The organism is Antiquaquibacter soli, assembly GCF_030580675.1.
Lineage (GTDB): Bacteria > Actinomycetota > Actinomycetes > Actinomycetales > Microbacteriaceae > Rhodoglobus > Rhodoglobus soli.
Genome location: NZ_JAUQUB010000001.1, coordinates 337,671 through 361,511, shown reverse-complemented (window position 1 = coordinate 361,511; position 23,841 = coordinate 337,671). Strand labels below are relative to the sequence as shown.

General features: G+C 69.1%; 21 protein-coding genes. 4 read left to right on the top strand and 17 right to left on the bottom strand.

Annotation, left to right across the window (positions count from 1 at the left end; all coding sequences use genetic code 11):
• Positions 1-23: 23 nt before the first annotated feature.
• The 7 genes from Q5716_RS01840 to Q5716_RS01810 all read right to left on the bottom strand — a co-directional run bounded on the left by Q5716_RS01840 (position 24) and on the right by Q5716_RS01810 (position 7,226).
• Positions 24-935: a cyclase family protein gene (locus Q5716_RS01840; protein ID WP_305001385.1), complete on the bottom strand. Its 912-nt coding sequence runs from the start codon at positions 933-935 to the stop codon at positions 24-26.
• On the bottom strand, positions 928-2,217 hold the full coding sequence (locus Q5716_RS01835) for an APC family permease (RefSeq protein WP_305001384.1): 1,290 nt from the start codon (positions 2,215-2,217) through the stop codon (positions 928-930). The genes Q5716_RS01840 and Q5716_RS01835 overlap by 8 nt, the downstream gene beginning before the upstream one ends.
• A gap of 121 nt (positions 2,218-2,338) precedes the next feature.
• Positions 2,339-3,217 carry an LPXTG cell wall anchor domain-containing protein gene (locus Q5716_RS01830; protein ID WP_305001383.1) on the bottom strand — a complete coding sequence of 293 codons (879 nt, stop codon included), beginning with the start codon at positions 3,215-3,217 and terminating at the stop codon, positions 2,339-2,341.
• Between the two features lie 145 nt (positions 3,218-3,362).
• Positions 3,363-4,253: an LPXTG cell wall anchor domain-containing protein gene (locus Q5716_RS01825; protein WP_305001382.1), complete on the bottom strand. Its 891-nt coding sequence runs from the start codon at positions 4,251-4,253 to the stop codon at positions 3,363-3,365.
• A gap of 101 nt (positions 4,254-4,354) precedes the next feature.
• Entirely contained in the window at positions 4,355-5,518 is a 1,164-nt protein-coding gene (locus Q5716_RS01820; protein WP_305001381.1) for a cystathionine gamma-synthase, read from the bottom strand.
• A 16-nt stretch (positions 5,519-5,534) separates the two neighbouring features.
• Positions 5,535-6,896, bottom strand: a complete 1,362-nt coding sequence (locus Q5716_RS01815; RefSeq protein WP_305001380.1) for a cystathionine beta-synthase — start codon at positions 6,894-6,896, stop codon at positions 5,535-5,537.
• Between the two features lie 141 nt (positions 6,897-7,037).
• A complete protein-coding gene (locus Q5716_RS01810) occupies positions 7,038-7,226 on the bottom strand; it encodes a hypothetical protein (protein WP_305001379.1) in 189 nt (62 codons plus the stop codon).
• A gap of 315 nt (positions 7,227-7,541) precedes the next feature.
• Between Q5716_RS01810 and Q5716_RS01805 the strand changes: the two genes are divergently transcribed.
• Entirely contained in the window at positions 7,542-8,237 is a 696-nt protein-coding gene (locus tag Q5716_RS01805) for a thioredoxin-like domain-containing protein (protein WP_305001378.1), read from the top strand.
• Complete coding sequence (locus Q5716_RS01800) at positions 8,230-8,910, top strand: DUF305 domain-containing protein (protein ID WP_305001377.1); 681 nt, start codon at positions 8,230-8,232, stop codon at positions 8,908-8,910. Before Q5716_RS01805 ends, Q5716_RS01800 begins: the two co-directional genes overlap by 8 nt.
• A gap of 94 nt (positions 8,911-9,004) precedes the next feature.
• Here Q5716_RS01800 and Q5716_RS01795 read toward each other — a convergent pair whose 3' ends face one another.
• The 5 genes from Q5716_RS01795 to Q5716_RS01775 all read right to left on the bottom strand — a co-directional run bounded on the left by Q5716_RS01795 (position 9,005) and on the right by Q5716_RS01775 (position 16,293).
• Complete coding sequence (locus tag Q5716_RS01795; RefSeq protein WP_305001376.1) at positions 9,005-10,438, bottom strand: mechanosensitive ion channel domain-containing protein; 1,434 nt, start codon at positions 10,436-10,438, stop codon at positions 9,005-9,007.
• An 8-nt stretch (positions 10,439-10,446) separates the two neighbouring features.
• On the bottom strand, positions 10,447-12,624 hold the full coding sequence (locus Q5716_RS01790) for an adenylate/guanylate cyclase domain-containing protein (protein WP_305001375.1): 2,178 nt from the start codon (positions 12,622-12,624) through the stop codon (positions 10,447-10,449).
• A gap of 138 nt (positions 12,625-12,762) precedes the next feature.
• Positions 12,763-13,740 (bottom strand): carbohydrate ABC transporter permease, encoded by a 978-nt coding sequence (locus Q5716_RS01785; RefSeq protein ID WP_305001374.1) that lies wholly within the window; start codon positions 13,738-13,740, stop codon positions 12,763-12,765.
• On the bottom strand, positions 13,737-14,870 hold the full coding sequence (locus tag Q5716_RS01780; RefSeq protein ID WP_305001373.1) for a carbohydrate ABC transporter permease: 1,134 nt from the start codon (positions 14,868-14,870) through the stop codon (positions 13,737-13,739). The genes Q5716_RS01785 and Q5716_RS01780 overlap by 4 nt, the downstream gene beginning before the upstream one ends.
• A gap of 103 nt (positions 14,871-14,973) precedes the next feature.
• A complete protein-coding gene (locus Q5716_RS01775; RefSeq protein ID WP_305001372.1) occupies positions 14,974-16,293 on the bottom strand; it encodes an ABC transporter substrate-binding protein in 1,320 nt (439 codons plus the stop codon).
• A 292-nt stretch (positions 16,294-16,585) separates the two neighbouring features.
• Between Q5716_RS01775 and Q5716_RS01770 the strand changes: the two genes are divergently transcribed.
• Positions 16,586-17,617 (top strand): LacI family DNA-binding transcriptional regulator, encoded by a 1,032-nt coding sequence (locus Q5716_RS01770; RefSeq protein WP_305001371.1) that lies wholly within the window; start codon positions 16,586-16,588, stop codon positions 17,615-17,617.
• 160 nt (positions 17,618-17,777) lie between these two features.
• On the opposite strand, the gene Q5716_RS01765 is transcribed toward Q5716_RS01770, so the two are convergent.
• The 5 genes from Q5716_RS01765 to Q5716_RS01745 form a co-directional block, all read right to left on the bottom strand.
• Complete coding sequence (locus Q5716_RS01765) at positions 17,778-18,464, bottom strand: hypothetical protein (protein ID WP_305001370.1); 687 nt, start codon at positions 18,462-18,464, stop codon at positions 17,778-17,780.
• A gap of 288 nt (positions 18,465-18,752) precedes the next feature.
• Positions 18,753-19,148, bottom strand: coding sequence for a 50S ribosomal protein L7/L12 (rplL, locus tag Q5716_RS01760; protein ID WP_305001369.1), 396 nt, complete (start codon positions 19,146-19,148; stop codon positions 18,753-18,755).
• A 36-nt stretch (positions 19,149-19,184) separates the two neighbouring features.
• On the bottom strand, positions 19,185-19,700 hold the full coding sequence (gene rplJ, locus Q5716_RS01755) for a 50S ribosomal protein L10 (RefSeq protein WP_305001368.1): 516 nt from the start codon (positions 19,698-19,700) through the stop codon (positions 19,185-19,187).
• 315 nt (positions 19,701-20,015) lie between these two features.
• Positions 20,016-21,479 carry a sensor histidine kinase gene (locus Q5716_RS01750; RefSeq protein WP_305001367.1) on the bottom strand — a complete coding sequence of 488 codons (1,464 nt, stop codon included), beginning with the start codon at positions 21,477-21,479 and terminating at the stop codon, positions 20,016-20,018.
• Entirely contained in the window at positions 21,476-22,228 is a 753-nt protein-coding gene (locus tag Q5716_RS01745) for a response regulator transcription factor (protein ID WP_305001366.1), read from the bottom strand. Before Q5716_RS01745 ends, Q5716_RS01750 begins: the two co-directional genes overlap by 4 nt.
• 131 nt (positions 22,229-22,359) lie before the next feature.
• On the opposite strand from Q5716_RS01745, the gene Q5716_RS01740 reads away from it, so the two are divergent.
• Complete coding sequence (locus Q5716_RS01740) at positions 22,360-23,829, top strand: ABC transporter permease (RefSeq protein ID WP_305001365.1); 1,470 nt, start codon at positions 22,360-22,362, stop codon at positions 23,827-23,829.
• Positions 23,830-23,841 lie beyond the last annotated feature (12 nt).

The window sequence follows — 23,841 nt, the reverse complement described above, 5'->3', positions numbered from 1 at the left end:
GGGTTGCGCGCCGGGCGCCCGCGTCACTCGACGATTGCGAACGCCCGCACGGGGAACGTGCCGAAGCCCTCCACCGCGGGCGGCGCCGCCGTGAACCGCGCGCCGCGCGCCGGCAGCGCCCCGAGGTTGGTGAGGTGCTCGACGACGTGGATGCCCGCCGCAAGCAACCCCGAGTGCGCGGGCCGCTCGCCCCCGCTCTCGGTGTCGTCGATGTTGAGGGCGTCGATGCCGACGAGCGCGGCGCCCTGACCGACGAGGTACTCGACGGCCGCGGTGTCGAGGTACGGGGAGCCGGAGGCGTAGGCGGGGGTACCGAAGTGGCGGTCCCAGCCGGTGTGGATGAGCACCGCGGCATCCGTCACGTCGCGGTCCCAGAAGACGCTCGCGGGCACCCCGCGCGAAGCGATGTCGGTGACGTGGAACACCTCCGCGCGGAGGTCGACGAGCGTGCCGAGGTCGAGGCCGGCGAGGTCGGCACCGTCGCCGTAGCGGTGCCACGGGCTGTCGAGGTAGGTGCCGGTGTTGCCGATCATCGTGATGATGTCCATCGCGAACTCGGTGCCGGGCGCGTACTTCGCGCGGGAGTCCTGGCGCGTGAGGTGCGGGGTGATAGTCGGTGCGGGCAGGCCCGGGTAGGTGACGAGGCCCGCACGGATGACGTGGCTCAGGTCGACCACGCGCCGCGACGGCGCTGCTGACTGCGCGGGTGCCGTCTCGATTCCGCGCGAACCGCGGTGCTGCTCCTCGACGATCTCGAGGTTCGACAGCGTGACGCTGCCGACGAGGGTGAGCCCCAGGTGCTGGACGAGCAGGCGCGAGATGTCGTCGGCCGAGGCATCCGCGCTGGGCAGATCGAGGCGGAATCCCTCGGTCGAGAGGGAGCCGCCGTTGGCGAACTGGATGACGGCATCGACATGGGCGCGGTACTCAGGCACGCGAGGTTCTCCGTTTCACGAGGGTGACGAGCAGGGCGATCACCGCGAGGATCGCGGGGACGAGGAGGTTTCCGCCGGCGAGCACGAGCAGGCCCGCGACGAGGACGACGGAGACGACGGCCATCCACCACCCGACCGTGAACCGCTCGAGCAGGCGCACCGCCGCGACCATGCCGAGCGCGTAGACGGCGACCATCGACGACGTGTGGATGAGGATGAACGGCGTCAGCACGAGGCCCTGCGAGAGCGCGATGCCGAAGTAGCCGAGCGTGATCGCGCTGATGAGCACGAGCGCCCGCCGCGGAACGCTGCCCGGCTCGGCGCCGCGCGCGAACCAGCGCGGCAGGTGTCCGTCGCGGCCGAGGGAGGCGGCGAGGTTGCCGAACGCGGGCACGTACGCGTTGAGCACGCCGACCGCGACGACGGCCGCGATCATGGCGACGACGATCGGCCCGATGCCGGGCACGGTCACGGCGACGAGGTCGATGAGCGGCACCTGGCTGAACCCGTTGTCGGAGCCGAGCACCCCGACGGTGACGATCTGCAGCGCCAGGTACGCGAGCCCCACGACGACGATCGCGATGCCGGTGGCGAGCGGGATGACGCGGCGCGGGTCTCGGAACTCCCCCGCGATGTGGGTGACCGCCTCCCATCCCGCGAACGCCCACACGAACAGGCTGATCGCGATGCCGACGCCCACCCAGCCATGCGGCAGGAACGGCTCGAAGTTCGCGGGTTCGACCACCGGCGCGGTCACGGCGACCACGCCCACCACCACGACGACGAGCAGCCCGGTGAGCACGAGCTGCAGCTTGCCGCTCACCCGCAGGCCGAAGAAGTTGACGGCGAGCGGCACGGCGAGGAACGCGAGGGCGATCATCCACACCACCGAACGGTCCGCGCCGAGGGCGGCGACGAGGTACTCGGCGCCCAGGGTCGCCACCACGGGAGCCCCGAACTGCACGCCGAACAGGAACCAGTAGCCGGCCATCCGCGCCGCCGTATCGCCGAGCGCAAGGCGCACGAACGTCGCCACTCCCCCGGCGTCGGGGTAGCGTGCCGCGAGCGCCGCGAAGGTGCCCGCGAGCGGGATCGACAGCCCGAGCACCGCGAGCACGGCGACGATCGAGGCGGGGCCGGCGGCATCCGCGGCGAGGCCCGGGAGCGCGAGGATGCCCGTGCCGAGCACCGCCGCGATGTAGAGCGCCGACGCCTGCACGAGCCCGAGGCGGCCGCCGGTGGCGGCGGTTGCGGGTGGGGCGGATGGCGCGGTGGTGCTCATGGAGTCCATGGTGGCGCGACCGGGCGACATCCTGCCGCCGAGAAGCCGCCACGGTTCGCGGGGTTAATGCCAGAAGCGGCGACCGGATGACCCGGCCGCCGCTTCTGAGGGTGCTTAGCGCTTACGCAACGGCCTTGCGGCGCGCGACGATCACGACCGCAGCACCCGCGAGGAGCAGGAGCGCGGCGCCGCCGACGTACAGACCCGGCTCGACGGAGGAGCCGGTCGCGGCGAGCTGCGGGGCCGGGGCGGGCGCGTCGACCGGGAGTCCGAGGAGGAGACCCTGGACGATGTTCCAGTCGGCCCGCGCGGTGATGTCGGTCGGCTCCGTGCCGGGGTACCAGTCGTACGCGAGCGTGTAGATGATGCCCGCGTCTACGGGGAAGGCGCCCACGGCGAGCTCATCGGTGTCCTCGTCGAAGTACACCGGACCGGACGCCTCGTACTGGACGTCCGTCCACGACGAGATGTTGATCGGCGAGGTGCCGTTCGAGTAGCTGAGCTGGGCGGGGAAGCTCGAGTCGCCGCCGAGGAACGGCCAAGGGCCGCCGCCTCCGACCGTGGACCACACCGAGGTGAAGTCCACGCCCGTGATGAGGCTGAGCAGGTTCTCCTGACCGACCGTCGGGAGCAGCAGGATGCCGCCGGCAGAAACCCAGTCGGCGATGACCTCGGCGGATTCGACGGGCAGCACGATGCTGTTGAGCAGCGGGCTGCTCTCGGGGATGACCAAGGCATCCTTGCCCGCGAGAGCGGCCGTCCACGTCGCGGGTAGACCGTCGCCACCGTTGAACACGGTCACGGTCGCGCCGACTTCCTCGAGGGCGGCGATCTGCGTTGCGTCCTCCGACGTCGGGCTCGTGAAGTCCCCGTTGGAGAAGAAAAGAACGTTGATCGCCGGGTATGCGGCCGCAGCAGGGGCGGCCAGGGCGACGGGCGCAACGAGGAGGCCGAGCGCCCCCGCGATGGCGACCGCAGCGGTGCGAATGCGCTGAGTCATCAAAGTGAGTCCTTGTGGTTCGTCGAGTCCGTACTCGCGGAGTCGACAGACGTGTATTTGCTTCACACCTTAGTAGATGCTGGGAAAATTCGGGCAGACGAAAGCGGCGCCCGAATGATCCGGACGCCGCTTTCAGGAAAAGTACTTACGCAGCGGCCTTGCGACGCGCGACGATCACCACCGCAGCACCCGCGAGGAGCAGGAGCGCGGCGCCACCGACGTACAGGCCGGGCTCGACCGACGAACCGGTCGCAGCGAGCTGCGGCGCCGGCGGGGCGACAGGCGGGATGCCCGCCTCGAGGATCGCCTCGACGTAGGCGTTCCAGGCGGCCTGGAGCTCACCTTGGCCCGGGCTGGGGTACCAGTCGTACCCGAGGTAGATGACTCCACCGGCACCGGCACGGAACAGGCCCGACACCCAGCTGTTGTCCTCGTCAGCGGGGTCATCGACGGCGTAGAGCGGCGTGTACACCGACAGCTGCTCGGGCGTCCAGAAGAAGGAGTTGTAGGCGGTCGTGCCGTCGGCTGGGGCGAGTGCGTCCGGGGCGCCCGGGAAGAACTCGGTCAGCCGCGGCCAGGGCCCGAAGAAGTCGGCTGAGTAATCCGGGACCTCGGTGTAGTCGATGCCGGTCACCACGGACGTGAGGACGAAGTCATAGTCCGACGACGCGAGGATCAGTCCGCCCGCCTTTACCCAATCGGCGATGGCGTACGCGGCCTCCTCGGTGATCGCATTGTTGTAGAGATCGTCGTCGTGCTCCGGGAACGCGAAGACCTGCTGGCCCGTCAGGGCAGCGGTCCAGGCGGCGGCGGAACCATCGCCTCCGTCGAAGACGGTCACGGTTGCCCCAGCGGCCTCGAGGCCGTCGATCCAGAAGGCGTCCTCCTCGTCCACATCGGTGTAGGCGTCGTTCGAGAAGAACAGGACCTGGGTAAGCGGAGCAGCCGCAGCGGGGGCGGCGAGGGCGACGGGCGCGACGAGGAGGCCGAGCGCCCCCGCGATGGCGACCGCAGCGGTGCGAATGCGCTGAGTCATGAAGTTGTATCCCCAAAGATCGTCGACCCCGGGCTCGCGGCGTCGGCGGACGTGTTTAGTGAAGCTTAGTACACGCTGGGAGGTTTCGGTCTGCCGAAACCCTACAGTCGCTCGAGCGCTCCGAGCAGGTCGGCGGTCAGATCATCCACGTCCTCGATCCCCACCGACAGCCGCACGACGTTGTCGGGCACTTCGAGGGCCGTGCCCTTCACCGATGCGTGGGTCATCTCCGACGGGTAGCCGATGAGCGACTCGACACCGCCGAGCGACTCCGCGAGCTGGAAGAGCGTCGTCGACTCCGCGAACTTCTTCGCCTGGGCTGCCCCGCCAGCGACGGCGACCGAGATCATGCCGCCGAACGACTTCATCTGCTTCGCCGCGAGGTCGTGTCCGGGGTGGTGCGGCAGGCCCGGGTAGTAGACCTGCTCGAGCTTCGGGTGACCGACGAGCGACGCCGCGATCGACTGAGCGTTGGACGAGTGGCGGTCCATGCGCACGGCGAGGGTCTTGATTCCGCGGACGGTGAGCCAGGCATCCATCGGGCCCGACACCGCGCCAACGCCGAATTGCAGGAACCCCACCTTCGAGGCCAGCTCCTCATCGTTCAGGATGACCGCGCCGCCGAGGACATCGGAGTGACCGCCGAGGTACTTCGTCGTCGAGTGGACCACCACGTCGGCGCCGAGCTCGAGCGGGCGCTGCAGGTACGGCGAGGCGAAGGTGTTGTCGACAACGACGGTGATGCCGAACTCGTGCCCCAGCTCGGCGAGCGCCGCGATGTCGGTGATCTTCATGAGCGGGTTCGACGGCGTCTCGACCCAGAGGATCTTCGTCGCATCCGGCCTGATCGCGTGCCGCACCGCATCGAGGTCGCTCATCTCGACCGTGGAGATGGACACGCCCCACGGCACGAAGACGCGGCTCACGAGGCGGTGCGTTCCGCCGTAGACGTCGTTACCCATGACGATGTGGTCGCCGGGCTTCAGGATGGCCCGCAGCAGGGCATCCTCCGCTGCGAGCCCCGACGCGAAGCTGTACGCGCTCGCGCCCTTCTCGAGCGAGGCGAGCAGCTCCTGCAGGGAGTCGCGCGTCGGGTTGCCACCGCGGGCGTACTCGTAGCCGCCGCGGAATCCGCCGATGCCGTCCTGCACGAACGTCGACGTGAGGTACACCGGGGGCACCACGGCGCCGGTGGTCGGGTCGAAGTCCTGGCCGGCGCGGATGGCGCGAGTGGCGAAGTGGTACTGGTCGTTCTGGTCTGACACGGGGGTCTCTCTAGTACTAGGCGCTCAGGAAGGAGAGCAGATCGTGGCGGGTGACGACCGCGGCGGGCTTGCCGTCGGCGGTCACCAACAGGGCGTCGGACTTCGTGAGCGCCTCGCGGGCGGCGGCGACCGAGTCCTGCATGCCGATCAAACCGAGGGGCGGGCCGACGAATTCCGCGAGCGCGTCGGTGAGCTGCGCACGACCGCTGAACACCGCGTCGATGAGCGTCTTCTCGTCGATGGAGCCGACGACCTCGCCCATCACCACGGGCGGCTCAGCGGTCAGCACCGGCATCTGCGAGATGTCGAACGTGCGCATCTTGTCGATCGTGTGGCGGACCGTGTCCGACGGATGCACGTGCACGAGTCCCGCGAGATCGGGGTCCTTGGTGCCCACAAGGTCGGCCACCGTGCGATCCTCCTCGGCCGGCAGGAACCCGTAGGAGCGCATCCATTTGTCGCTGAACACCTTGCCGAGGTAGCCGCGACCGCCGTCGGGCAGCAGGATGACCATGACGTCGTCGGGCCCGAGGTTGCGCGCCGCCTTGAGACCGGATGCCACGGCCAGCCCGCTCGAGCCGCCCACGAGCAGCCCCTCCTCGCGCGCCAACCGCCGCGTGAACTCGAACGACTCCGCGTCGCTCGACGCGATGATCTCGTCGACGACGGAGCCGTCGTAGGCGGTCGGCCAGAAGTCCTCGCCGACGCCCTCCACGAGATACGGCCGGCCGGTGCCGCCCGAGTAGACGCTGCCCTCCGGGTCGGCGCCGATGACCTGGATGCTCGGATTCTGCTCCTTGAGGTACTTGCCCACCCCGGAGATGGTGCCGCCCGTGCCGACGCCCGCGACGAAGTGCGTGATCTTCCCCTCGGTATCGCGCCAGATCTCGGGACCCGTGGTCTCGTAGTGGCTGCGCGGTCCGTTGAGGTTGGAGTACTGGTTCGGCTTGTAGGCCCCGGGGATCTCGCGCGCGAGCCGGTCGCTCACGGAGTAATAGGACTCCGGGCTCTCCGGCGCGACCGCGGTGGGCGTCACCACGATCTCGGCACCGTAGGCGAGCAGCACGTTGCGCTTGTCCTCGCCGACCTTGTCGGGCAGCACGAAGATGCAGCGGTATCCGCGCTGCTGAGCGACGAGGGCCAGGCCGATACCCGTGTTGCCGCTCGTCGGCTCGACGATCGTGCCGCCGGGCTTCAGCAGCCCCTGCGCTTCGGCGTCGTCGATGATGCGCGTCGCGATGCGGTCCTTGGATGACCCGCCCGGGTTGAAGTACTCGACCTTGACGAGCACCGTGGCGGCGATCCCCTCGGTGACCTTGTTGAGCTTGACGAGGGGCGTGTCGCCGATCGTGTCGAGGACGGTATTGGCGTACTTCATGGTCTGGCCAGTTTAGTTGCGGGGAGCGGGGGTGTTACGGGGCGCGGGGTATGGCTGCCCTGAGTGGCGACTTATGCACCTTCCCGGGGCCCGAACGCGGTCCGGAAGGGGCGGAACTCGCAACTCACCGTCGGCCCAGGACTACCGACGCAGGTTGTGGAGCGGCCAGAGCAGTAGGCCGACGGCGGCGACGAGACCGACGGCTCCGAGCATCCACCACTTGACACTGTCGTCGGCGGTCAGCAGCACGACGGACGCCACCGCGGCGACACCGACGAGGATCCCTACGTACGCGATGATGCGAGGCACCTGCGAGCGCGGTTCGCTCATTCGGTCCCCCGATGCTCAACACGAGACCGACCACGGCGGCGACGGCCATCAGGCACAGCGCCAGGAGCATGGCGAAGAGGAACAGCATCCGATCATTCCTCTGTGTGGGGGTGGGGGTGTGGGTGAGGCGAGCCTAGTGTTGATCGCCCACCGAGTTGCGACTTCCGCACCTTCCGGACATCGAAACCGCTGCACGAAGGTGCGGAACTCGCAACTCGTTGCGCCACGGCCCGCCACTCGATGCGTTCACATGGTGTTCCGAGCATCCAGCCAGCAGAATAGGCGGACAGATCCCCTGCCCACAGCAACGACAGGATGCCCGTGTCAACTTCCTCGAACAAGCCGACCGTCAAGCAGCAGCGCGAGGCCCAGCGCGCCGCGAAGGTCGCCGCCCTGAAGAAGAAGCAGGCGACCGAGAAGCGCAACCGCCTCATCGGCATCATCCTCGGCGCGACTGCGGGCGTCGCCGTGCTCGCGCTCATCGTGGTGCTCGTCGTCACCAACCCGGCGAAGACGCCGACGACCGGTGAGGACCCCGTCGCATCCGGCGACCGCGACTCGATCGAGATCGAGGGGCTGGAGACCTGGCCCGGCCTCACCGCGACGCACGTCGAGGGCACAGTGGACTACGAGATGACTCCCCCGGCGGGCGGCGACCACAACGCGGTATGGCTCAACTGCGGCGTCTACAACGTCCCGCAGCCGAACGAGAACGCGGTGCACGCGCTCGAGCACGGCGCGGTGTGGGTCACCTACAACGCGGACGAGGTGGATGCCGCGGGCCTCGAGACCCTCCGCGCGGCCCTGCCGTCGACGTACATCATCCTGTCGCCGTACGAGGGGCTCGACGCCCCGGTCGTCGCGTCCGCGTGGGGCGCGCAGGTCAAGCTCGACGGACCCGACGACGAGCGACTTGAGGCGTTCCTCCAGAAGTACTGGAAGTCGCCGTCCGCACCCGAGCCGGGCGCGCTCTGCACGGGCGCGCTGACGGGCGAGGGCAAGGTTGGCTGACACCAGCCCTGAGGCGGGCGCCGCAGTATCCGCACCCCGCCGGGGCGGACGCCTGCTCGCGGCGCTGCTCGTCGCCGCACTCGTGCTCGCCGTAGGCGCGTTCGCGATCGGCCGCTTCAGCGTGCCGAGCAGCGCGACGCCGTCGACGACGAGCGCGGACGCCGGGTTCGCCCGCGACATGCAGGTGCACCACCTCCAGGCCGTCGAGATGTCGATGACCGTTCGCGACCTCACCGACGACCCCGATGTGCGACTCCTCGCCTACGACATCGCCACCTCCCAGGCCCAGCAGGCCGGTCAGATGTACGGATGGCTCGCCACCTGGGGCCTCCCGCAGTTCGGCGAGCCCGCGATGACGTGGATGTCCCGCCCCCTCCTCGACGGTAGCGAGCACGGTCACGACGGTCCGACGTCGACGCACAAGCCGGGCGACCCGATGCCCGGGCTCGCGACCGACGAGCAGCTCGCGGAACTCGCATCCCTCACCGGCGTCGAGGCGGAGCGCTACTACCTCGAGCTCATGATCGCCCACCACAAGGGCGGGGTCGAGATGGCCGAGGCGGTGCTCGCCCGCACCGACACCCCGGTCGTCGTCGACCTGGCGTCGAGCATCGTGAAGGCGCAGACGTCTGAGATCGAGCTCATGGAGAGCATGCTCGCCGAGCGGCAGTAGTCAGAGCTCCGTCGCCGAGTTGCGAGTTCCGCATGCGTGCGCGCCGTCAGCGCGCTAGCGGAGGTGCCGAACTCGCAACTCGCGGCCCGCGCCGCTACGCCATCAGGCTCGTCGACCCCGGATCCTCGACCCCCGCCGAGCGCAGCGCCTCGCGGGCCCGCGCCTGCCGGTTGTCCATCTCGATGCCGATGTCACGCGCCAGTCGAGGTCGGGTCTTCACGAGCTGATCGAGCACGGCGGTCGGCACGAAGAGCACCGCGAGATCCGAGGTGGCGGTGATGCGCGCCGCGACGCCCTGCCGGGTGAGGGCGGTGAGCCCCACGACGTCGTCGCGGTCGATCAGGGCGAACGTGACATCCCCGCCGCTCTCCACCGGTGTCGAGATCGACGCCGTCCCACTCACGACGTAACGCATGCCGTCGGGTACCGCGAGCGGCCGCTGCACGACCTCGCCGGCGCCGTAGCGCTCGAGCCGCAGTTGGGGGGCGATCGCCTCCACGTCCTCCGCCGAGAGGTAGAGCGCGGGCGCGAAGCGGCGCAGCGTCTCCTTCGTGCGCTCCGGGGTGTTGTAGTTGTCGGTGAGGTCGCCGTCGAGGTGCAGGTCGGCACGCCGGGCCGCGTACCAGAGGCGCGTGCGGAACGCCTTCTGCGTCGACCAGTTGTCGGCGGGGCTGCGCACCGGGATGTCGACCTCGTACTTGCCCTTCTCGATCGGCTTGACGGATGCCCCCTCCCCCGGCACCACCGCGGGAAGGTCGGCCGCCACGGCCGTGCACACGTCGATGACGTCCTGGGGCGCGTCATCCGTCGCGAACTTCACGACGAGGGATGCCTCGAACGGCGAGTCACTGCGGCTGATGTTGAGGAACGTGCTCTCCGCCAACGAGGCCGTCGGCAGCACGTAGACGCCGTTCGGGTTCTTGATGTGGACGGCCCGCCAATTGACCTCCACGATGCGGCCGCGGAGGTCGCCGACCTGCAGCCAGTCCCCGAGCTGGAACGGCTGCTCGAACAGCAGCAGCAGGCCCGAGACCACCGAGCCGACGGCGTTCTGCAGGGACAGGCCGATGACGATCGACCCGACGCCGAGCGCGGCGAACAGGCCGCCGACATCCGCGCTCCACACGACCGAGAAGAGCACGGCGAGGCAGACGACGATGAGGATGATCCGCACGATGTCCACGAAGATCGACGGCACCTTCGACCGCCACGTGCCCTGCTTCGCCGTCACGAACAGGACGAAGTTGAGACCGTTGAGCAGCACGAGGATGATCAGGAAGCCGAAGATCGTCGCCGTGACCTGCGTCCACGTGAGGTCGATGTCGGCGTAGGCCGCCTGGTTGAGCAGCAGCAGGAGGGCTCCGACGGGCGCGACATAGTTGCGCAGGAGCAGGATGATCCGCGCGGCGCGATTGCCTCGGCGGTCGAGCGCGCTGTGCACCTCGGTGAGCACCAGGAGTAGCACCGGCAGCCCGATGATGACCCCGACCGCGGGCCAAAACCAGGGCTCGTTCCAGAACTCGATCACGGGCGCACTCAGTTCGCGTGGGTATCGTCGGGGTCGATGCGCCACACCCGCTGCGGGCCGGTCGCGGTGTTCACAATGCCCCAGTCGCGCACATGCACCGTGTCGGGCATCCGATCGACGACCGCCTGGGTGAGGAAGATGCCGCTGTCCGAGTGCGTGCCCTGCACCTGGAACGCGAGGTTCACGGCGTCGCCCCACAGGTCGTAGGAGATCTGGGTCTGGCCGATGAGACCGCTCGTGACCGTGCCGGTGTCGAGCCCCGCGCGCACGCTGAGGCTCGCCCCGTGCTTGCCCCCGAAGCGCTCCAGGATGCGCTGCAGCTCGATCGCGAAGTCCACCATTCGCCGCGCGTTGTCGACTCGGGGCACGATGAGCCCGCAGCTCGCGAGGTATCCCGCCCGGGTGGTGCGCACCCGCTCGATACCGAGCCGCTCGGCCGCCTCATCGAAGCTGCGCAGGATCTCGTTGAGCTGCTCCAGCGCCACCTCGCTCGACTTGCCGCGGCTGAAGGCCTCGAACCCGACGATGTCCGCGAACATGACGGTGACCTCTTGATGGTCGAGCGCGATGGTCCGCGCGCCCTCGCGGTACCGCTTCGCGAGAGGCTCCGGCATGAGGGAGTGGAGCAAGCGCTCGTTCTCCTCCTGCTGCTGCTCGAGCAGCGCCGCCTTCACCTGCAGGCTTCGGCTCATGTCGTTGAACGCGGCACCCACGTCGGCGAGCTCGTCACTTGTACCGGCGTCGACCTGCACGCCCTCCTCGCCGGCGGCGATGCGGCGCGCAGCATCCCGCAACCGCCGCAGCGGCCGCACGATCACCCCCGCGATCACGAGCGACAGCAGAGACACGACGAGCACGATCACGGCGGACGACAGCACGAGGTTGCGGGTGAAGTCGTCGACGGGACCGAAGGCCTCCGCGCTGTCGAGCTCGGCGACGATCACCCAGTCCAGGCCCGGGATGTCGAGGGGCGCGTAGGCGGCAATCGTCTCGCCCCCGAGGTAGCCGACGTTGAGCGTCGTCCCGGTGGTGCCGGCCGCGGCGGAGGTCACAGCATCCGTGCGCACCGGCTGCAGCAGGAGGGTGCTGCCGGTCTCGACGGCCCGCTTCGCGACATTCGGCGGGGTGCCCGCCGCCACCGCCTGCTCGAGGTAGCGCTCCGGGTCCTCGACGAGGTCGCGGGAGATGGAGCGCATGAGGCTATCGTTCGCGCCCACGATGTAGGTCTCGCCGGTCTCGCCGAGGCCGCTGCCCTCCCAGTCGCCGCCGCCGGACATGACGAAGTCGATCTGGTCGATCGGCATCTCGACCGCGAGCGCGCCGACGATGACGCCGTCGACCGCGACGGGCGTGACGGCCCAGGCCGCCGGGATGCCCAGCGACGGTGGGTACGGCGCGAAGTCGGTGAGCACGACGGTGTCCGCGAGGTTGCCGGTCATCGCCTGGGAGTACGCGTCGGCGAGGTTGGTGCGCTGCAGCGGGCCCGAGTCCAGGTTGGAGCCGAGGTCGACGCCCTTGTAGGCCGAGTAGACGATGTTGCCGCCCGAGTCGATGAGCAGCACGTCTTCGAAGGAGAGGAGCTGGGTCATCCGTCGGAAGAAGTCGTGGTACTGCGCGTGCGTCGCCGACCACGCGCTGCCGTCCCCCGCGTCGTCGACGGTGATCGCCTCGGCCGGGTCGGTGAAGGGCGCGGTGTACTTGAGGGCGAGGTAGCTCTGCGCGGGGTCCGTCGGAACGAACGTCGAGGCGTCGACCGGCTGGCCCGTCGCCTCCTCGAGCTGCGGTCCGAACGTGTCGGTGAAGTACGCCTCGAGCTGGGCGCGCTCGTCGGCGGTGAGCGGCACGGACTCGAGTTGCTGGAACGCGGCCGAGAACTGCTGCATCGCCTGCGCGACCGTCTCGCCGCGCGCACTCAGCAGGAGTGCGTTCTCGATGTTCGTGAAGAGCGAGACGACCTCGCGCGCCTTCGAGTCGCGCACCTCGGTAAGGCGGTCGAACGCGGCGTCCTGCAGCGAGTCCCGGCCGTTGACGTAACCGATCAGGCCGACCACCACGCTCGACGCGACGCTCACGAGGAGCAGCATGATGAGGAGGATCGACCGGATGCTCAGCCCCGGTTTCACACTCGGGCTGGGCAGCACGATCGACCCCTCGGCGGGGGGCGGCGGCGGGCCGGCGTGGGACATGGGCGCTCCTGGATACACGGCGTGCGGTGCTGCGTGGAGTTCACTTTAGCCACACCCGGCCCTGCTCCGAGAGCCCCAGCGATCGAGGTCGGTCTCGACCCGGCCGCTGGGGCTCTCGAAGGGAACTGCTGGGGCGGACTAGCCCTTCGTCGAGCCGGCCAGCAGGCCGCGCACGAAGAAGCGCTGGAGTGCGAAGAACACGATGAGCGGAACGAGGATCGAGACGAACGCGCCCGCCGTGAGCAGGTGCCACTCCTGCCCGTACTTGCCGGTGATCTCCGCGAGCAGCTTCGTCATCGGCGCGACTCGGCCGTCGGCGAAGACGAGGGCGACGAGCAGGTCGTTCCAGACCCACAGGAACTGGAAGATCGCGAAGGACGCGATCGCCGGCATCGTCAGCGGCAGCACGATCCGGAAGAAGATCTGACCGTGACCGGCCCCGTCCACGCGAGCCGCCTCGATGAGCTCCCGGGGGATCTCGGAGACGAAGTTGTGGAGGAGGAAGATCGCCAGCGGCAGCGCGAAGATCGTGTGCGCGATCCACACCTGAGCGTAGGAGCCACCCGCGTTCAGTCCGTCGAAGATCTGGACCCCGCCGATGTTGAGCCCTCGGCTGAAGAGGCTCAGCAGCGGAACGAGCGCCATCTGCAGCGGAACGATCTGCAGGGCGAAGACGCCGATGAACATCCAGTTCTTGCCCTTGAAGTCGATCCACGCGAACGCGTACGCCGCGAGCGACGCGATGACGAGCGGGAACACCGTCGCGGGAACCGTGATGGCGACCGAGTTGAAGAACGCGCCAGCCAAGGTCAGCTGCGTGTTGCCGGCTTCAAGCACCGCGGCGTAGTTGTCGAGCGTGAAGCCGGGGTTCCAGAACACGGTCCACCAGCCGGTCGTCGCCACCTGCTCCTTCGGACGGAAGGAGGAGATGAAGAGGCCGAAGGTCGGCGTCGTCCACAGGATGGCGATGATGAGTGCGGCGATCGTGGCACCGCGGCTCGTGAGCCGCTTCTTGGTGCGCTTGACGGCGGTCTCGGTCTCGGCTCGGGCGCCGCGCTTGAGCTGGCGCTCGGTGGCGGCGTCGACCGGCAGGTCGATGGGTTGTACGGCGCTCATCGGATCTCCCTCTGGGCCTTGATCTGGCGGGCGTTGTAGATGACGATCGGCAGCACGAGGATGAACAGCACGACCGCGAAGGCGGCCGAGCGGCCCGGCTCGAAGCCCTTCCATTGCGTGTACATCTCGTTGGCGATGACGCTCGTCTGGTTGGCGCCCGCGGTCATGGTCCGCACGATGTCGAAGACCTTGAGGCTGGCGATCGAGATCGTCGTGAGGACGACCACGAGGGAGCTGCGGATGCCCGGCACCGTGACGTTGATGAACCGCTGCCACGCGTTCGTGCCGTCGAGCGAGGCGGCCTCGAGCTGCTCCGTCGGAACGCCCTTGATGGCCGCCGAGAGCACGACCATCGCGAAACCGGTCTGCACCCAGATGAGCACGACGATCAGGAAGAACGTGTTCCACGGCGAGTTCGACAGCCACTCGACCGGCTGACCGCCGAACCAGACCACGATCTGGTTGAGGAGGCCGATCTGCTCCTGCCCGGGCGGGTTGGCGTCGTACACGAACCGCCAGATGATGCTCGCGCCGACGAACGAGATCGCCATCGGCATGAACACGAGCACCTTGAAGATCTTCTCGCCGCGCGACTTGTCGATGAAGACCGCGTACGCGAGGCCGAAGATCGTCGAGACGGTCGGCACCACGAGAACCCAGATGATCGTGTTGATGACCGTGCGGATGCCCGTCTCCTGCGTGAAGATCCACACGAAGTTGTCGAACCCGACGAAGCGGTCGCTGCGGTTGTTCATGAACGCGGCGATGAAGGTGCTGATCGTCGGGTAGATGAGCCCCACGAGCAGGAGGATCACGGCTGGGCTCAGGAAGCCGATGAGCTGGAAGAGGTAGCCGCTGCCCTCCTTCGAGCGGTAGTCGAGAATGAAGAACACTCCGCCGAGAACAGCGGCGACTGCTGCCGCCCACCAGACGGACCCCAGGACCAGGAAGACGATGGCCGGCGCGAGAATGCAGACCGCCAGGCGGATGGCGGTGTAGACCTTTCCGCTGCGCGGCGCGATCTCGATGAAGAAGAGAACGAGCGCGACGACGGCGAGGAAGGCGAGGACTACGAGTGGTATCTGCGCGAGTGGCGGAAGCCCGGCGATCCATTGCAGGAAACCTGACATGGAGATCCTTTCGAGTACGACGGTGGACTCAGGAGAAACAGTAGGGGTAGGAGGAGGGCCGGCGGAAGACGATCCGCCGGCCCTCCCGGGGTACTACTCGGTACTACTCAGCGGGCCACGAGGCGTCGATCGTCGCGAGGACGTCCGCCGTCGGCTTGCCGTTGATCCAGTCGACCATGCCGGTCCAGAAGGAACCAGCACCCACGACGCCGGGCATGAGGTCCGAAGCGTCGAAGCGGAACGTGGTGTTCGGGTCCTGCAGGATCTTGATGGCCTCCTGGAGGATCGGGCTCGACGCGTTGGCCGGGTCGAGGCCCTTGTTGGCGGAGATCACACCACCGAGGCTGACGCGGGCGTTGGCCCACTCCGGGCTCGACAGGAACTCCTGCACCTTGACGGTGTCGGCGTCGTCCGAGAACGCGGCGACGATCTCGCCACCACCCGTCACGGCCGGGGCGCCGGCGGTCTCACCCGGGGTGATGAAGGCCCAGATGTCAGCATCCGGTCCGACCGTGGCGTTGCCGTTGGCCGGGTCCTGGATGAAGCCGTCGTAGAACGACGCCTGGTGGTGCAGGGCGCACGTGCCCTCGCCGAGCGCGCGAGCGGGCTCGCCGAACGGCGTGGTGTTGATCGACTTCACGTCGCCGAAGCCGGCGTTGACGTACTCCGGGTTGAGGAGGATGTCGCCGACGGAGTCGAACGCCGAGGCGATCGCGTCATCCGTGAAGGGGATCTCGTGGCTGACCCACTGGTCGTAGACCTCGGGGCCGGACTGACGGAGGACGAGGTCCTCCACCCAGTCGGTGCCCGGCCACCCGGTCGCGGCGTCGGAGCCGAAGCCCGCGCACCACGGGGCGGCGCCCGTCTTCTCCTGGATGGTCTGCGTCAGCGTGAGGAGCTCGTCCCACGTGGTCGGAACCTCGACGCCCCACTCGGCGAACTTCGCCGGCGAGTACCAGATGAAGCCCTTGACCGAGGCCATGAGCGGCGCGCCATAGAGCGTGCCGTCGACGGTGCCGTAGCCGGCCCAGTCCTCGCTCCAGTACTCGGCGACGTTCTTGGCCACGCCCTCGGGGGCGGGCTTGATGTAGTCGCGCGAAGCGAGGTCGGCGAGGAGACCCGGCTGCGGGAAGATCGCGATGTCAGGAGCGTTGCCGCCCTGAGCGCGAACGCCGATCTGGGCCTCGAACTCCTTGGATGCCTCGTACTGGATGTCGATGCCCGACTCCTCCTCGAAGTCGGCCCACGACTGCTCGAGCAGCTCCGCCTCGGTGTCGCTGATCGTGCCGTAGACGGTGACGACGCCATCGGCCTCGCCACTGCCCGAATCGGTGCCTCCCGTGGAGCACGCGGAGAGCGCGAGTCCAGCGACGGCGAGCACGGCGATCGGGGCTGTGAAACGGCGGTGCACGGTGAAACTCATACTTCCTCCTCATTGAGGTCGTCCGACGCGCGCCGGGAGGCGGCGAACGGATGTGATTTGCAAGCTGGAACCCGTTTCCGTCGTCGGGAACCGGTTCCACATCACAAGGTAGGGCACGGGATGCGAGTATGCAAGCGCTTGGCATGAACTGCTGCAGAACCGTTGCCTGCAGAAGTCGCGAACGGCGCGATTTCCCGGGATTCCGGGTAAGAGAGCGCTCCCGCGATTGTGGAACCGGTTCCACAGTGGCTATGCTGCTGACCGTCCGCTCGACGACGAGAAGGGAGCATCCATGAGCGCGCTCAGCGATGTCGCCCGTCTCGCGCAAGTGTCGAAGGCCACGGCATCCCGCGCCCTCAGCGGTCGCGGTTACGTCTCGGACGAAGCGCGCGACCGCGTCCTCGCCGCCGCCGCGGAGATCGGCTACGTCGTGTCGACGAATGCACAGAGCCTCGTGACCGGCAGTTCCCGCAACGTGGGCGTGGTCATCCCCTTCATCAACCGCTGGTACTTCGGCGACGTCCTCGAGGGAATCGAGTCGGCTCTCATCGCCGCGGGCTACGACCTGACGCTCTATCGGCTGAGCGCGGACTCGGCCGAGCGCCGCAGGGTGTTCGACTACTTCCTCGTGCGCAAGCGCGTCGACGCGGTCATCGCGGTCGGCATCGAGCTCGCCCAGTCAGAGGTGCGGATGCTGCACGCGCTCGGTAAGCCGACCGTCGGCATCGGCGGCCCTATCGACGGCATGGCGACGTTCTCCATCGACGACGTCGCCGCCGCCGCGCTCGTCACCGACCACCTGATCAGCCTCGGACACACCCGCATCATGCACTTCGGCGGGGACCAGTCCGAGCAGATGGACTTCCGCGTGCACTCGCAGCGCCTCGCCGGGTTCCAGCAGGCGATGGCAGCAGCGGGCCTGGATGCCGGGCCCGACGCATTCCGGACGACCGTGCTCTCCATCCCCGGCGGCTACTCGGTCGGGCTCATGGTGCTTGCCGATCCTCGGACGCGGCCGACCGCCGTCTTCGCGGGCAGCGACGAAGTGGCGATCGGCACGATCGTCGCGGCCCGCCAGCTCGGCATCCAGGTGCCGAACCAGCTCTCCGTCGTCGGGATCGACGGCCACGAGCTCGCCGACATGTTCTCCCTCACGACCCTCGCGCAGGACCCGGGAGAGCAGGGGCGCCTCGCCGTGCACCGCGTCATGGAGGAGCTCGTGGGGCAGCAGCCCGCGGCGCCGCGCACGTGGACGCCATTCCCCGTGCGGCTCGAGGTGCGGGGCAGCACGCGGGCGCCTGCGGCCTCGGCCGTGGCGCAGTAGTTCCGTTGGGTCGCCGGGGCGAGCAAACACCGCGCCACGTCCCGTTTCTCAGGAATATGCCGCCGCCGCGCGCACTATCCCCTCGGAAGCGGCATATTCCTGAGAAACAGAGTTCGAGAGGGGCGCAGGCGCGCCTTCAGCTGCACGCCTGACCACACGCCTAGCGGCGGCGGCGGAGCGCGCCGAGGCCGGCCGCGAGGGCGCCGCCCTGCAGCGCGCCGAGGCCGACGAGGAGGAGCCCCACGGCGGGCAGACCGGTCGGGGCGAGAGTGCGGGTTCCGGGAGCGGCGTCATCCCCGTCGGCTCCGACGACCGGGTCGTCGAGCGTCGGAAGGTCGCAGACAGGGAGGGCGATCGAGGTGGTCGCGACCGTGTGGCCCGTCGAGTCCTTGAGCCAGACGACGTACTCGCCGCCGTTGGGCAAGTCGGCGAACACGGTCGTGCTGTTCGAGGCGGTGAGCGCGTCGTTCGGCACACCAGGCACGGGGGAACCACCGGCGGAGACACCCGCCGGGTACGCCCCCGAGCCGAGGCCGCTCGCCGAGACGGTGATGTCGCTCGCCCCGAGCAGATCGCACGCGATGAGCGAGGCCTCGAGTCCCGGAGCTTCGGCGGCGACCGCCCGACCCGCGGGCTCGGCCTCGGGCTCCGGCGCGGGCTCGGCGGCGGACGCCAGCTCGGGCGCGACGCTGGTCTCGGGCTCGGGCGCCACCGAGTCCGCGGCCGCCGGGGCGACGCCGGAGAAGAGGGCGAGAGCCGCCACCACGAGGCCGAGGACGAGGGCGCGACCGCGCGGCCGCCCCGCCAGGCGACCGTCGGGTTCGGCCTCAGGCAGGGCGGCCCGCATCGGGCCACGGTCCAGTTGCATCTCGGGTAAATGCGCTCTCAGTGGTGAGCAGCGCACCCGCTCGATGCACGCTAGCCAGAGGGTAAGACTGTCTAGATTGCCTTGTCGAGTCGGGGGATGCTCGATCGGGTACTGAACACGCCCGCTGGGGGGACAGGCGCGACTGTCCCCCATTATGCCGACACGCTCACGTTTTGCGCAAGCCTGTATATCGGGTCGTTAAACGACGAGGAGCGCCGCCCGAAAGCGGCGCTCCTCGCGCAATCCGACCCCCTCGCGGGGGCGCGATTACTTGAGCGTGACGGTGGCGCCAGCCTCCTCGAGGAGGGCCTTCGCCTTGTCCGCGGTCTCCTTGTTGGCACCCTCGAGCACGGTGCTCGGCGCGCCGTCAACGAGGGCCTTCGCCTCACCGAGACCGAGGCTCGTGAGGGTGCGCACCTCCTTGATGACCTGGATCTTCTTGTCACCGGCGCTCTCGAGAACGACGTCGAACGAGTCCTTCTCCTCGGCCTCCTCGGCAGCGCCACCGGCGCCACCCGCGGCGGGGGCCGCAGCGGCAACCGCGACGGGAGCCGCAGCGGTGACCTCGAAGACCTCCTCGAACTTCTTCACGAACTCGGAGAGCTCGATGAGGGTGAGCTCCTTGAACGCCTCGATCAGCTCGTCGCTGGTCAGCTTGGCCATGATTTTCTCCTTTATGCTTTCTGGTTTCTCGCCGCGTTACGCCGCGGTGTCCTGCTTCGCGCGCAACGCGTCGACCGTGCGAGCGGCCTGAGCGAGCGGTGCGTTGAACAAGTACGCTGCGCCGAACAGCGAGGCCTTGGCGGCACCCGCGAACTTCGCGAGCAGCACCTCCCGGGACTCGAGATCGGCAAGCTTCTTGACCTCGTCGGCCGAGAGCGGGTTACCGTCGAAGTACCCGTTCTTGACGACCAGCAGAGGGTTTGCCTTGGCAAAGTCACGCAGCGTCTTCGCGACGGCGACCGGGTCGCCGTGCACGAAGGCGATCGCGGACGGGCCGGCGAGGGAGTCGTCGAAGGACGAGATCCCCGCAGCGTTCGCCGCGATCTTGGTCAGCGTGTTCTTCACCACGGCGTAGGTGGCGTGCTCACTGAGTTCCTTGCGCAGGCTCTTGAGCTGCGCGACAGTGAGACCGCGATACTCGGTCAGCAGAACGGCGGTCGAGTCGCGGAACTTGTCCGTGAGCTCGGCGACCGATGCTTCCTTGTTCGCCATGGTGCTCCTTTGGTGGTTGGTTGTTCTTCTCCGCAAACCACCGGGGCAAGAAAAAAGCTCCGGCTCTGCAGGAGCGCAGACGCACGGAGCGATGCCCGAGAACGGGCTACTTCGGTCACCTGCGCGGGGATTAGATCGACGTTTGCTTTCACGCACGACGAAGACCTGCGGTCTTTGGCTGGTATCCAGGGTACGGGATGACCCGTCCGACCGCAAACCACAGGCTGCCGGGCATCCCGCGCTGCCGCCGCCTCTGGGCGCTTTCCGGCACCATTCGTCGAGCCGCGGCGGCGCGCAGGGTCCCGAAAGGCGCGCCTAGGCGGGAAGGATGACTCGGAACACCGTCTGGCCCGGCTCGCTCTCCACCTCGGCCCGGCCGCCGTGCGCCTCGACCACCGCGGACACGATCGCGAGCCCGAGCCCGGTGCTCCCGAGCCCGGACGCGCCACCCGCCCGCGCCCGCGACGAGTCGCCCCGCACGAAGCGCTCGAAGATGGTGGGAACGAGTCCGGGGTCGATACCCGGGCCGGTGTCACGGACCTCGAGCACGGCATCCGCGCCCCGTCGTCCGAGGGAGGCGGTCACGACGGTTCCGGCGGGCGTGTGGGTGCGCGCGTTCGCGAGGAGATTCACGACCACCTGGTGCAGTCTCGAACGGTCGCCGCGGACCGTCACGGGCTCCTCGGGGAGGTCGAGGTGCCACTCGTGCTGGGGACCGGCGGCCTGGGCGTCACTCACGGCGTCGACGAGGATGCGGGTGAGGTCCACCTCCGTGCCCTCGAGCGCGGCGCCCTCGTCGAGCCGCGCGAGGAGCAGGAGGTCCTCGACGAGCGCGGTCATCCGCACCGACTCCGACTCGACACGACCGATCGCGTGGGCGACGTCGTCGGGCAGGTCGCTGTGGGCGCGTCGGGTGAGCTCGGCGTAGCCCCGGATCGACGCGAGCGGGGTGCGCAGCTCGTGGCTCGCGTCGGCGACGAACGTGCGCACCTTGTTCTCGCTCGCCTGGCGGGCCGAGAGGGCGGATGACACGTGCTCGAGCATCACGTTGAACGCGGCGCCGACCTTGCCGGCCTCCGTCGCGGGATCGGCATCGGCGTCCTCGACGCGAACGGCGAGGGCGACCTCGCCGCGGTCGAGCGGAAGCTCCGCCACGCGGGTGGCTGCGGCGGCGACCCGCTCGAGCGGCCGGAGCGCGACGCGGACGACGACGGCGCCGGCCGCTGCCGCGCCCGCCACGCCGAGCACGCCGATCCCGGCGATCAGGAGGGTGAGCTGCAGGGCGGTCGCCTCGACCTCGGCGAGCGGGAGGCCGACGAGCAGGGCATCCCCCGCCGGTCCGACCTCGCGGATGACCACGCGGTAGTCGCCGAGCGAACCGAGGTTCACCGTCGCCGGCTCGCCCCCCACCTGCAGGCCGATGAGCCCCTGGAGCTCGGAGGGGTCGACGGTCTGGAACTCCCCCGACTCCGAGATGACGGCGGCGTTGTACACGACTCCGCCCGCGACGACCCCGGCGAGGGTGCCCTCGCGCTGACCGGGGACGCCGAGCAACTGGGTCGCGGGCGGCCTCGATCCCGGATCCTCCCCCTGCCCCGCGCCCTGGTCGAACGCGTTCTCGGAGCGGCCGGTCGCCGCGGTGAGCTGGTCGTCGAGACGGTCGACGAGGAAGCCGCGCAGCGCGAGCACGCTCGCGACGCCGATCACCACGGTGACGGCGGCGAGGAGGGCCGCGATGCCGATGACGAGGGTGCGGCGGAGAGTCAGGCGCCGGGTCATCCGGCCGGCTTCAGCACATAGCCGAAGCCCCTCACGGTGTGGATCATGGGCGGGCCGAGCGTGTCGATCTTCTTGCGCAGGTAGGAGATGTAGATCTCGACGACGCTCGACCGGCCGCCGAAGTCGTAGCTCCACACCCGGTCGAGGATCTGCGCCTTGCTGAGCACGCGCCGCGGGTTGCGCATGAGGAAGCGCAGCAGTTCGAACTCGGTCGCGGTGAGCTCGACGGACACTCCCCCGCGGGAGACCTCGTAGCTGTCCTCATCGAGCACGAGGTCGCCGACCTCGAGGACGGAGTCGTCGCTCGCCGTCACCGCGAGCGCGGAGCGGCGGATGAGGGCCCTGAGGCGGGCGACGAGCTCCTCGAGGCTGAAGGGCTTGGTGACGTAGTCGTCCCCGCCGACCGTGAGACCGGCGACTCGGTCATCCACCGAGTCCTTCGCCGTCAGGAAGAGGATGGGCACCTGGATGCCGTCCGCGCGAAGCCGTGACAGCACGGCGAGTCCGTCGATGTCGGGGAGCATGATGTCGAGCACCACGACGTCGGGCCGGAACTCGCGGATGGTGGAGAGCGCGTGCTGACCGTCGGACGCGAGCCGCACATCCCAGCCCTCGTAGCGGAGCGCCATCGACAGCAGGTCGGTGAGGGAGTCCTCGTCGTCGACGACGACGGCCCGGATGGGGCTGCCGTCCGCGCGGGTGATGCGGGGCTGAGCGGTGGCCGCGGGGGCATGGCGCGATTCGGTCATGCTCCCCAGTATTGGGAGTTTTCTATGAGCCGTCTGTGAGAGGCGGGCCTCCATAAGCAACTCCCAGGTTCGTCTTGGCCCGGGCATATCCACCATCCCTAGCGTCGGCACGACCCCAGCTAAGGAGAAGCATGTTCGGCACCTACCTCGTCCGAGAACTCAGCAACAGGCGCAAGCAGACCGTCATCATCGCCATCGGGATGGCCCTCGCCATCGCCCTCGTCATCGTCGTCAATGCCGTCTCGGCGGGAGTGCGCAACGCCCAGGCGAGCGTGCTCGAGTCGATCTACGGCGTGGGCACCGATATCACCGTCAGCCAGCCCGCTGCGGCGCCCGGCGAAGGCGACATGGCCGGACCCCGGTTCGAGTTCGGCGCCGACGACGGCACGACGACGGACGGCACGACCGAGATCTCCCAGTCCCGCCTCATGGCCGGGTTCGGAAGCACCACGTTCGACGCCTCGGCGCTCGAGACCGTACTCGGTGTCGACAACGTCGCCGCCGCGACGGCGACCCTCTCGCTCACCAACACCTCCTTCAGCGGCGAGCTCCCCGACTTCACCCAGATGCAGGGCGGTGGAGAAGGCGGCGACGTCATGCAGGCGCCTCCGACGGGCGGGGCGGATGGCGCCGGCGGCAGCGCGTTCGACGTGAACAGCTTCACCGTCGAGGGCGTCGACGTCGCGGGCACCGCCGTCGGACCCCTGACGGCCGCGACCCTCAGCGACGGCCGCGCCTTCACCGCCGACGACGCGGGAACGAACGTCGTGATCCTCGACGAGAGCTACGCGACGAGCGCCGAGCTCGCAGTCGGCGACACCACCGACATCGGCGGCGAGGACTTCGAGGTCATCGGCATCGTCTCCTCCACATCGGCGGATGCCACGACCGCCTCGAACACATACATCCCCCTCGACACCGCTCAAGCCCTCGCCGACCTCGACGGTCAGGTCTCCACGATCTACGTGCAGGCGACCTCCGCGGACGCGATCACCCAGGTCCAGTCCGACCTCGAGGAGGCGCTGCCCGACGCGACGGTGAACACGCAGGCCGACCTCGCGTCGAGCGTCTCCGGCTCGCTGTCCACGGCCGGAGACCTCATCTCGAGCCTCGGCACCTGGCTGTCGGTGATCGTCCTCGCGGCGGCGTTCCTCATCGCCATCCTCTTCACGATCTCCGGAGTCGCTCGCCGAACCCGCGAGTTCGGCACGCTCAAGGCCATCGGCTGGACCAACGGCCGGATCGTCGGGCAGGTCGCCGGCGAGAGCCTCGTCCAGGGCGCGATCGGCGGCGTGATCGGCGTCGCCGTCGGCCTCCTCGGGGTGCTCGTGGTGAACCGCGTCGCGCCGACGCTCTCGGCGGGAGCCGCCTCGACCGCGGCCGTCGGTCCCGGGGGCGGACCGGGCGGCGGCTTCGTCGGCGGCCCGATGGCCGAGCAGGCGAGCGCGACGAGCGAGGTGACTCTCCAGGCGCCGATCACGCTGCCGATCATCCTCATCGCCGTCGGCCTCGCGATCGTCGGCGGACTGCTCGCCGGCGCCATCGGAGGCTGGCGCGCCGCCCGCCTCCGCCCCGCCGAAGCGCTCCGCAGCGTGGCCTGACCGATCGACCCT